This window comes from Mesorhizobium sp. B2-6-4 (assembly GCF_006441495.1).
In the GTDB taxonomy this organism is placed as follows: domain Bacteria; phylum Pseudomonadota; class Alphaproteobacteria; order Rhizobiales; family Rhizobiaceae; genus Mesorhizobium.
Genome location: NZ_VFUE01000037.1, coordinates 20,829 through 30,993, shown reverse-complemented (window position 1 = coordinate 30,993; position 10,165 = coordinate 20,829). Strand labels below are relative to the sequence as shown.

Below are 10,165 nucleotides of genomic sequence, written 5' to 3'. Positions count from 1 at the left end.
CCACCGCCCTTCGCACGCGCGATGCCACCAAAGGCGGCGTATGCGATGCTTGCACCCAAGGCCGAAAGCAATACACGACGAGACGTAAACACTGTTCGATCCTCCTACAATTTCTGTGAAACTTCGGAATTTGATAATCGAAATGCGACACGCACGCGACTTCCACCCGCAAGACGAGAGGGGTCCTTAAGCGATACTACCGTAGTGTTTAATTGATTTGCGAGTTCCGCTTTAGCTTAACTTCGTCATCAGCAAAATATCGGATTTTACAATTTTGGCTAAGAGGAATTTCAGTGCCCAAATCGAAATCTCAACCTATCCTGCCTTGAGCGATTTGCTGATATAGAGTGTAGTGCCTCCGCTCCCGACCACAGTTCCTTTGGCGGGCTTGGAAATTGCGGGGCCCCCATCTCACCGATACATTCAGTCTTCAACTTGAGCTTGGGGTTTGCAAGGAAATCAGCAACTACTTTCGACCCGCACGGATCGGAATCTATGACATCGTGTCCGATCCCCCGAAAGACCACCACCTGGCCGAAAGGAAGGGTCTTCGCCGCGTGGTCCGCCCATGCTGTCGGCGTTGCTGGATCATATTCTCCCGACAACAGAAGAGTGGGTATGTCAGTGCGGCGCGGCTGCACCTGCGATGCTGGCCCGTTCTCAAGCATCCAAAGAGGGCATGCCCAGGAGTAGTCGTTCAGCTCAACCCATTTCGACCAGTATTTGTCCTGCTTGCCATTCAGATCGGGGAGAGCGCTGTCGGAACAACTTACAGAGAAGTCCATACCTTGGGAGATCTCCAGGTCGTCAGCATCGAAAAGTATCTCCGCCAGGGGTCTGAAATCCTGTTTGTATGTCCTCTCGATCAGCTCCGGCAGGGTCAGGAGCGCATCGCGATCGTATAAAATGCCGAATATAAGCTCGAGGAAATCTGCCCCGGAGACATATGTGTAGCGCGCCTCTTTATCTGTGCTGCGCAAGAGCAAAGGCTGCCGATCCAGCTGTCTTGCAATAAGCTGAACAGCATTGGATATCCCATTCATGCATCTGTTCGCTGCCTCACAGTCTCGCTCTAGCAATTTTAACGATCGGTCGAGATTCGGCCCATCTTCGTTCAGGTAATTGATGTCCAGCGGAACAACTGAATCTAGTATACTCGCCGAGACCCCTTCGGGGTGCTGGTTCATCACTTCCAGTGCAAGCCTGGTGCCATACGAGACGCCATAGAGAACCCACTTTTCTATCCCGAGAGCCTTCCGAAGGTCATCAATATCCTCCGCATTCTCCTCAGTGTTGTAGGCATCAAGATCAATGCCCTTTGCGATCAACGCCGTCCTGCATGCAAGAACTTCATCTTTCTTGAGCTTGCTAAAGGTGGTTTCGACCTCAACGCTCGAGAGAATGGCGTTCCAATGATCGGGCTTGAAATATTGAGAACAGTCCAAGGCGGGAGCGGACTTTCCGATGCCCCGCTGATCAGCAACGATTACTCGGCGTCCGATCATCCAGCTCTGGGCGCCGATGAACTCCCACCATCCATCGATGTCGTCGCTATTGGCGATGTCGGTAGGCTGCCCCGGGCCTCCTGTGAGAAACACTACCGGTTCGTGCCGTTCGCGGTCCGGTTCGAATACGACCACGGACAGGACGACCTCGGTACCGCCCGTCTTCTTTCGATTTTCTGGAACATTCACGGTCCCACACGTCATTGCCCGATCCCGCGGAATTTCGAACCAACAGCTGGTTTTCTTGAACTCACCCGCAGTGAGTTCCCCACCCCCCAGGCAAATGAGGAACGCAACCGACGTGACCACGAGAAGAAAACACCAACCTGGTTTGATGTACGCGCGTCTAAACACGGTAGACATCTCGCCCCTCATTTATAAGTATACGAAAACTGCTCGATTACGGATCGAATATTCTTCGCGTCATCGACAATCAGGAATAAAACGCCCGCAATCACGGATTCGTTATTTATTCAAGACGGAGAGTATTTCCCTCCGATGCCAAGGAACAATTCCGTATTTCAGAAAAATGGCAGGAAAAAATTTATCCCGCACCCGGCCTGACGACCCTCTCCATTTTGTGTTCCCAAGCGATATTGGGTTACTCCAACACAAAATTGGAAACAAGCTCGACAAACCGGGCGATTATATTAGCGCTTTTGATTGAGCCGTGCGCGAGACAGTTGGTCAGCACTGCGCTTATGTAAGCCGTGTTTTGCGCTACATTGCTCATCCGATTTTGCGCGGGTGCTCGCACCCTCCTCCTTATGGTGGATTCCCATTCTTTAGCATTAACGCATATAAAGACCGCGCTTCTGCACTCACGATGGGAACACAACCATGCGGAATCGAAAGTCACTTCAACTGGCGCTTTGGGCTTGTATATCGCTTTTTCTCACCGACGCCGCTTTAGCGAAAGATGCCTACAAGACTCCCTGTAGAGCGGACGCCAAGCGGGTGTGCCACATGGACAACGAAGTGAAGGCGCAAGGCTGCCTTAAACAGCACCTCAGCGAAGTCACGCCGGCTTGCAAGGCCTTCCTCACTAAACAATGAAATGACCACGGATCCTGTTGTTCCGCGTGCTCCAACAGCGGGGTTGCTCGCCGTGGGGTCTCACGCGATGGCACGATGAGCAAGGCGGACACCGTTCGCCCTGCCGGCATTCTGGTCCCGTTCGCTCCAACCGGGCGCCAGTCACGGCCCCGCCAGTTGCGTGGACATGCGAGGATGGCCGGGATTGACGAAAGGTATCAAAGGCCAGCGAGCGGCTGGCTTGTCTGTCTGACAGCCTGCCTCAGCCCACCCTGACCACGAAATGCTTCGTCACCGGCTCGATGATCTTCCAGGTTCCCTTGAAATCGGCTTCCACCACGAAGGCGTCGCCGGGGCCGACTTCGACTGGCGTGCCGCCGTCGGGCGTGATGATGATGCGGCCCGCGATCATGTGCACGAACTCATAGTCGGTGTAGGTGGCGTGATACGTACCGGGCGACGCGCGCCAGGTTCCGGAGATCACCTTGCCGTCCGCGGTCGTGTGCTGGACTGCGGTTTGCATGGTCGGCCGGCCCTCGACCGCGATCCAGCCAGGCAGGTCGCCGGCTTCCGCGTGTTCGACGGTGCCGAATTTCAGGATCGTCTTGTTCGTCATGCCGGGGCTCCGTTTTGCTTCGCTGTCGCACCGTCGGATAGCCGTTACGCGTGGCGTGGGCAATGCCGCCAGGGGGACCAGGGCAACCAATCCGGGTTCACCGGCGCCTTCGCACTGTTTGACGGAGCTCTGAACGAAAAAACCCGCCTGCTCGGCGGGTCCCTGGCGCGACTCAGCACCATAGGCAATTTGTAGCATTAACTGCCTTCACAGTCAATGAAGCTGAGTTCGCGGCCTTGCACCAGGAACCAGGCGCGTCCGCGCCTGGGGTGGGCGATTTGGCAATTCCTGCTGCTCCTCAGTCTGAAATCCTCAGGGCTTGTGGCGCGCCGCGACGAGTTCCGCCTTGCGCCTTGCCGTTTCCATTCCCAGCCCGATGAAGGCGCGCGCGTGCTTGGCCAGCGCCATGTTGTCCGTCCACAGATTACGCCAGATGGCGGTCTTCTTCGACAGGTTCTCGTCGACGATCTCCGAGGAGAAGGATTCGAAGCTGAGATCGTCGGCATAGCCGATCGCCGTCAGCGCATCGAATATCGCGGCGAAGTCGATATTGCCGGTGCCGAGGAAGCCGCGATGGCTCTCGCCGATATGGACATAGCCGATCTTGCCGGCGGCATGGCGGATGGCCAGCCCGACATCGGCCTCCTCGATGTTCATGTGGAAGGTGTCGAGGTGGAGAAAGATGTTGTCGGAGCCGGTGTCCTCGATGAAGGCCAAGCCTTGCGCCGCAGTGTTGAGCAGATTGCTCTCGAAGCGGTTGACGATCTCGAGGTTGAGCGTGACGCCTGCCGCCTTCGCGGTTTCGGCGACCTTGGCCAGCGTCCCGGCGCTGCGGTTCCACTGGTCTCGCGTCGGCGCCTCGGTCTGCAATCCGTGGCTGGTCGAGAGGATACCGGCGACCTTCTGGCCGCCGAGGTCGCGCGTCAGGGCGACGGTGTCGTCGAGGATCCCGACGCCGCGCGCGGCGACCGCCTTGTCGGCGCTCGAAATGTCGCCGTCGACCGGCAGGCCGATGCTGATCGCCACGCCGAGGTCGAGATCGGCGATGCGCTTGGCGAGCCCGCCAATATCGACATTGGCGGGGTCGAGATAGGAGAATTCGATCAGGTCGAAGCCGGCCTCCTTGGTGTTGGCCAGCGTGCGTTCGAGCTCGGCCTGCGTCGAGCTCGCCGACCAGACGAAAGAGTGGATTCCGATGCGCGACATGATCGTCTCCGGTTTTGCGACGAAATGAGGAGGACGCGGCAGGTCAGCCCGGCCGCGTCCGCCTTGGACTGATCAGCGGGCCGCGGTCCAGCCCTTGTAGTCCTTCAGATTCTCGGCGGTGATCAGCTTCGGATCGAGCAGCACCACCGGCTCCGCCGGCTTCTTGCCGGCAAGCACGTCGGCGGCCATCGTCAGCGACTGGCCGGCCATCACGTAGGGATCCTGCGAGGCAGAAGCCTTGATCATGGACTTGCCGGATGCCAGTTCCTTCTCGATGTCCGGCGCGCCGTCGACGGCGGTGAAGATGAACTCCGAGCGGTTGAGCTGCTTGGCGGCGAGCTCGGCGCCGATCGCCGTCGGATCGTTGATGGCGAACACCGCGTCGATCTTGTCGAAACGGGTCAGCAGCGACTGGAACACCTTCAGGCCGCCGTCGCGCGAGCCTTCGGCGTTCTGGTCGTCGGACAGGATCTTGATGTCGGGATGCTGGGCAAGCACGTTCTTGCAGCCCTTCACGCGCTCCAGGATCGACGAGGACGCCGGACCGTTGAGGATGACGTAGTTGCCCTTGCCGCCAGTTTGGTCGACCAGATATTGGCAGGCCTCCTCGCCGGCCTTGACATTGTTGGTCATCACGGTGACGTCGGCGCCTGGCGCGGAGACGTCGAAGGCCGCGACCACGATGCCCGCCGCCTGCGCCTTCTTCACCGCGGGCGCGATCGCCTTGGCATCGACGGCGTTGAGCATGATGACGTCGACGCCGGCGGCGATAAAGGAATCGACCTGCGAGACCTGCTTGTTCAAGTCATAGTCGGCCGACACCGACGTCACCTCGACGTTCGGATTGATCTTCTTGGCCGCGTCCTCGATGCCCTTGATGGTGGCGACGAAGAAGGGGTTGCCGAGCAGGCCGACCGAGATGCCGACCTTGTTCAGGTCCTTGGCCGATGCCGGCGCAATGGCGACGGCCGCGAACGCGGCGCCGCAGAGCAGTTTGGCGATGGTCTTCATTACGCTTACTTCCTCCTGATGCCCCGCGCCTCTCACGGTGCGTTACACAAGCCGGTCTTTGATGCCGGCGACAAGGTCACTCACGTTCTTGCCCCTGCCTGGAGCCTGTAGCGGTCGAGGGCGACCGCCACGATGATGACCAATCCCTTGATGATGTACTGCCAGATGTCCGAGACGCCGGCCAGGATGAGCCCGTTGGACAGCACGGCGATGATCAGCCCGCCGATCAGCGTGCCCCAGATCGAGCCGACGCCGCCGACGAAGCTTGTGCCGCCCAGGATGACCGCGGCGATGGCGTCGAGTTCGTAGGACTGGCCGAGCTGCAGGCCGTTGGCGGCATAGAGCCTGGCCGCCGACATGGCGCCGCCGAGACCTGCCAGCAGGCCGGACACGCCATAGACGAAGAGCAGCACCAGCGGCACCTTGATGCCGGTCAGCCGCGCCGCCTCGGCATTGCCGCCCACGGCATAGATCCAGGTGCCGAGCACGGTGCGTTTCAGCACCAGCCACGACACCACCACCACCGTCAGCGCGATGATGACCAGCCAGGGAACGCCGAACAGCGAGCCGTTGCCGATGAAGTCGAACGGCAGGTCGGAGTTGAACACGGTCGTGTCTTCGCCGAGCAGGCGGGCGACGCCGCGCACGGCGGTCAGCGATCCCAGCGTGACGATGAAGGGCGGCAGCCTGATATAGGCGATGAGCAGCCCGTTGATGACCCCGAAGCCGAGACCGACCAGAATGGCCGCCGGCACGCCGAGCAGGCCCCAGTCCGGCACCAGCGACACCAGCACCGCCACCATTGCGGAAGCGGCAAGGATCGAGCCGACCGACAGGTCGATGCCGCCGGTGAGGATGACGAAGGTCATGCCGGCGGCGAGCACGATGTTGATCGACGATTGCTGCGTGACGATCAACAGGTTGGTGCCGGTGAGAAAACGCGGATTGATGAACTGGAAGCCGGCCGCCAGCAACACCAGCACCGGCAGCATGCCGAGCGCGGCGAGAGCCGTGCGCAGCCGCCGGCTCCTGACCGCCGCCTGATCCACACTCGTCGTCGCGGTCGTTCTGTCGGTCATCCCTTCGGTCCTTCCTGGGCCGCTCCCGTCGCAAGTTCCATGATCGCTTCCTGGCGAAGCGCCTCGCCCCGGGACGCCGTCACCTCGCCCGCTATGGCGCCGTCGCGCATCACCAGAACCCGATCGGCGACGCCGATCACCTCTGGCAATTCGCTGGAGATCATCAGTATGGCGATGCCCTTGCTGGCGAGACTGTCGATCAACCGGTAGATCTCCGATTTGGCGCCGACATCGACGCCGCGCGTCGGCTCATCGAGGATGACCACCTTGGGTTCGGTCTCCAGCAGGCGGGCCAGCAGCACCTTCTGCTGGTTGCCGCCCGACAGCGAACCGGCATTGGCCTGCGCCGAGCGGGTGCGGATCGAGAGATCCGCGACGGCTTTCGCAGCGCGCCTGTCGGCGGCGGCGAAGTCCCGCAAGCCGCCGGCGCGCGCATCCCTGGCCAGAACGCCCATGTTGATGTTGTCGGAAATAGACATGTCGAGGAACAGGCCGAGTTCCTTGCGGTCCTCGGTGAGATAGGCGATGCCGGCATCGAGCGCCTCGCGCGGCGAGCCGATGGCGATCGGCTTGCCGTCGAGCTCCAGCGTGCCGGCGCTGCGCCGGTCGGCGCCGAAGATGAGCCTGGCAAGTTCGGTGCGGCCCGAGCCGACGAGGCCCGCCAGCGCCAGCACCTCGCCATGATAGAGGTCGAAGGAGCAGTCCTTCAGCAGCCTGCCGTCGGACATGCCGCGCACCGACAGCGCCACGGCGCGCTTTTCGCCCGGCGGGCGGTGATCCTTCTTGTAGAACGCCGAGAGATCGCGGCCGACCATCATCGAAACGAGCCGCGAGGCGCTGAGGTCGGCGCGCTCCAGCGTGCCGACATAGCCGCTGTCGCGCAGCACGCTGACGCGGTCGGCGAGCTGGTAGACCTCTTCCATGCGATGGCTGATGTAGATGATGGCGATGCCTTGCGCCTTCAGCGTCGCGATCACCTCGAACAGCCGCTCGGTCTCGCGCGAGGTCAGCGACGTGGTCGGCTCGTCCATCACGATGATGCGCGCATTGGTCGACAGCGCCCGGGCGATCTCGACCAGCTGGCGCTCGCCGAGTGACAGGCCGGAAACCAGGGCACGCGCCGAAAAGGAAACGCCGAGCCGGCCGATGATCTCGGTCGCGCGCCGGTTGCACTGGTCGCGGTCGACGATGCCGAAACGGCGCGGTTCGTTGCCGAGGAAAATGTTCTGCGCCACGGTCAGATTGGGCGCCAGCGACAGTTCCTGGTAGATCACCGCGACGCCGCTGGCGCGCGCCTTGATCGGATCGCCGGTCGCGGCGGGCATGCCATCGATCAGGATCTCGCCCCCGGGATCGGGACGATAGGCGCCCGAAAGCACCTTCATCAGCGTCGACTTGCCGGCACCGTTCTCGCCCATCAGCGCGTGCAGCTCGCCGGCCTGGACGGTAAGCGAAACATCCTGCAGGGCGCGGATCACGCCGAACGTCTTCGAAATATGGCGCATTTCCAGCACCGGGTGGCGTTCCGCCCCCATGCCGGCTGTCTCCGTCCTGGCCTGCGCGCTCATCGGGCTGCGACCTTGCCGGCGGTCCCGGCGACCAGATCGCGCCAGCCGTCGCGGTAGCCGGCGAGGCTGGTGAAGCGCACTGCTTTCACCGGCTCCGGCGGCTCGGCGGCGAATTCACGCCCGACGCTCTCGAAAGCCAGGGCCGCAGCGCCCGTGGCGCTGCCTTGCAGCGAAGCGCCCTGCATGAAGGCCTGCTCCGGCCGCAGCTGCGCCAGCAGGCTGGCGAGCAGGCCGCCAGTGTTGAGACCGCCGTCGACGATCACGGTGTTGCTGGAATGGATGAGGTCGAGGCAGAGGTCGAGCATCAGCGCGACATAGAGCAGTGCCACGGCCGCACGCTCGCCGGCATCAGGCGTGCGTCCGACCAGCCGGCCCGAACGGCCTGGCATCGGCCCGCCCGGCGCGAAGCTCGGCAATGCCATCATGCCGGCATCGATCGCCCGCTGCACCGCCGCGCCTTCGACCGGGCCTTGCCAGCCGTCGCTGATGGCGGCGAATTCGCGCCCGCCCATGAAGCGGATGGTCGGCACCGGGCCGCCGTCCACATCGACATTGACCAGCATGTCGCGATCGCGGTCGAGCGCCTCGAGCGGACAGTCGGGATTGAGCACGATGACCCAGGTGCCGGTCGAAACCACTGTCACCGAGCCCAGCCCCTGCCGCCGATAGGCATGGAGCGCGGCATTCGAGTCGTGGACGCCGTTGTGGATGGCGAGCGGCCGCGACGCGCTGCCGAAGTCCTGTTCGCCGATGACAGTACCGGCACGCGCGAAGGCCGGCATCTGGTGGCGCCACCCCTCGGCGTCGACCAGTGAGGAAAAATCGTGACGACGCGGCGCCCACAGATGCGAATGGCAGCCGAGATAGGACACTTCGCAAACCGGCCTGCCGCCAAGGCGCCAGCTCCAATATTGCGGATAGCCGAGAATCCATTTCGCCGTCGCGAAAGCGTCGGATGCGGCCTCCTGCAGCCACAGCATGTGGCGGCCGTAGTTGAAACCGAGCGGCAGCCGCGGCGAGAACGTCTCGGCGTAGTCCGGAATGCGGCGATCGATCCGCGCGGCGATTTCGGCCGGCGGCTCCTGCTCATAGTCGAGGATCGGATGCGTCAGCGCCGCGTCGTCCACGAGGGCGAAGGTGCAGCCATGGCCCGACACCATCACCCCTTCCACGCCATGGTTTTCGATCACAGCGGTGACGGCGCCGAGCGCCCAATCGTGGAGGTCGGCCTCATCGAGCACGCTGAAGCCGCCTTGGCGCGTCCATTTCGGCTGGGTCCGGCGCTCGTCGAGAATGCGTCCGTCCTGGCCGAAGACGAACAGCTTCGAATTGGTCTTGCCGAAGTCGAGCACCGCGACCTTCATGCGATGGCTCCCGTGGTCGAAGCAATCCGCACCATGACGCCGGCATCCTCCAGCATGCGCGCGTCGGCATCGGAAAGACCGTCGTCGGTGACCAGCGTGCCGATGCGCGACAGGGGCAGCGCAACGTTACGGGCCTGGATCGAAAGCTTGCGGCTGTCGGCCAGCACGACGATCTGGTCGGCGCACTGGCTAAGCTCGACGATCGAGCGCACCAGCAGCGGGTGCGATTCCAGCAAGCCTTCCTGGCCGATGCCTTGCGCGCCGAGAAAGAACTTCGAAGCGTAGAAAGGTGCCGGATGGGTGAGCGAGTGAATGATGCCCGGCTCGCGATGCAGGTCGCCGCCGGCAACGGTCAGGCTGCAATGGCCATGATCGCTCAGATACGCCGCCAGCGGCATCGAGTTGGTGTAGAGCCGGATGCTGCGCTCGGCGAGCTTGACCCCGAGATGGAAACAGGTCGAGCCGCCATGCACGATAACCGCGTCGCCGTCGCGCACCATGGTCGCGGCTAGGTTGGCGATCTGCCGCTTGGCCTCGACCGCGAGGTCGCGATTCTCGTCATAGGGCCGGGCATAGGCGACGCCGGCCTGCGACGTGCCGTCGAGCGCCGAAACACCGCCATAGACCTTGCGCGCCTCGCCCGCCTCGTCGATCCGGTCGATGTCGCGCCGCACCGTCGCGGCCGAAACGCCGAGCCGCTCCTGCAGCTCCCGCACCGAGGCGAAGGGGCGATCACGCAAGAGTTCGACGATCTGACGCTGGCGGCCGGAGTCGCTCAACT

Annotated in this window: 8 protein-coding genes; all 8 read right to left on the bottom strand. The window is 62.5% G+C overall.

The window, feature by feature from the left end:
- Nucleotides 1-290 precede the first annotated feature (290 nt).
- On the bottom strand, nucleotides 291-1,868 hold the full coding sequence (locus FJ426_RS30510) for an alpha/beta hydrolase (RefSeq protein WP_181168466.1): 1,578 nt from the start codon (nucleotides 1,866-1,868) through the stop codon (nucleotides 291-293).
- 934 nt (nucleotides 1,869-2,802) lie between these two features.
- Entirely contained in the window at nucleotides 2,803-3,156 is a 354-nt protein-coding gene (locus FJ426_RS30505) for a cupin domain-containing protein (protein WP_140501578.1), read from the bottom strand.
- A gap of 312 nt (nucleotides 3,157-3,468) precedes the next feature.
- Nucleotides 3,469-4,362, bottom strand: a complete 894-nt coding sequence (locus FJ426_RS30500) for a sugar phosphate isomerase/epimerase (protein ID WP_140825691.1) — start codon at nucleotides 4,360-4,362, stop codon at nucleotides 3,469-3,471.
- 72 nt (nucleotides 4,363-4,434) lie between these two features.
- Nucleotides 4,435-5,373: an ABC transporter substrate-binding protein gene (locus tag FJ426_RS30495; RefSeq protein ID WP_140517934.1), complete on the bottom strand. Its 939-nt coding sequence runs from the start codon at nucleotides 5,371-5,373 to the stop codon at nucleotides 4,435-4,437.
- Between the two features lie 80 nt (nucleotides 5,374-5,453).
- Complete coding sequence (locus tag FJ426_RS30490; RefSeq protein ID WP_140517933.1) at nucleotides 5,454-6,452, bottom strand: ribose ABC transporter permease; 999 nt, start codon at nucleotides 6,450-6,452, stop codon at nucleotides 5,454-5,456.
- Nucleotides 6,449-8,020: a sugar ABC transporter ATP-binding protein gene (locus tag FJ426_RS30485; protein ID WP_140825690.1), complete on the bottom strand. Its 1,572-nt coding sequence runs from the start codon at nucleotides 8,018-8,020 to the stop codon at nucleotides 6,449-6,451. Before FJ426_RS30485 ends, FJ426_RS30490 begins: the two co-directional genes overlap by 4 nt.
- Nucleotides 8,017-9,384 carry an FGGY-family carbohydrate kinase gene (locus tag FJ426_RS30480; RefSeq protein WP_140666482.1) on the bottom strand — a complete coding sequence of 456 codons (1,368 nt, stop codon included), beginning with the start codon at nucleotides 9,382-9,384 and terminating at the stop codon, nucleotides 8,017-8,019. Before FJ426_RS30480 ends, FJ426_RS30485 begins: the two co-directional genes overlap by 4 nt.
- Nucleotides 9,381-10,163 carry a DeoR/GlpR family DNA-binding transcription regulator gene (locus FJ426_RS30475; RefSeq protein ID WP_140525811.1) on the bottom strand — a complete coding sequence of 261 codons (783 nt, stop codon included), beginning with the start codon at nucleotides 10,161-10,163 and terminating at the stop codon, nucleotides 9,381-9,383. The genes FJ426_RS30480 and FJ426_RS30475 overlap by 4 nt, the downstream gene beginning before the upstream one ends.
- Between the last annotated feature and the right edge of the window lie 2 nt (nucleotides 10,164-10,165).